The following is a 680-nucleotide window of genomic DNA, read 5'->3' on the forward strand; positions in this document are numbered from 1 at the left end:
TGATCACCAAATCATACTGGCTAAGATCTTGCTGCTGCACTTCTTGATTCATAGTCAATAAACTGTTTTCGAGCGCAGTTTGCCAGTAATCCACACGGCCATTTTTCGTCGCAAAGGTGAGCCCTCGACACGTTTTGTACTGGCCAAAGGCTTCCATGGAGAAATAGCGCTTCGGATCTCGACCAGAAAAAAGAAAATCCACTTGGCAATGCTGCGCCGCAAAGGCGTTTGCCATTGCCCGAGCTCGGGCGATGATGACCATTCCCCGTGCCTTGTCACCCCATACAGAATTTTCCATAGGCTCACTCCATCACAAGAATCAAGGCCAAAGTGGCACAGGCATGACCGAGCAGAGCACCAATCACAACATCACTAAAAAATWGTACAACCCAGTAAAATGCGCGACAACCCAATGAGGGCCGCCCAGCTAAATGCAAACCATGTCAACTCTGGGAAGAAGTAACTAGTGATGGTGGCCTGACAAACCTACGCGGCGGTGTGACCCGAAGGCAAGCTGTAGCGATCCGAAGGGGTGATAAAAGCGGGCAAATAGGCACTGTATTCTTCTGGCCGACGGCGCTTGAAACTGTTTTTGAGTCCCCAATAAATGGGCAACTCGATGATAAAGGCCAGTAAACCACAGAGCAAAACCACGTACCTAGTGAAGGAATAGCCAACCA

The 680-nt window shown here is 49.5% G+C and carries 2 pseudogenes; both read right to left on the bottom strand.

The features are described from left to right. Nucleotides 1–284 (bottom strand): annotated as a pseudogene (locus tag CIK04_RS28825) (glycosyltransferase family protein); the annotation flags it as partial. Nucleotides 285–302: 18 nt separating this feature from the next. Beyond that, nucleotides 303–680, bottom strand: a pseudogene (locus CIK04_RS28830) (phosphatase PAP2 family protein); the annotation flags it as partial.

It is taken from the genome of Vibrio sp. 03_296 (genome assembly GCF_002265885.1).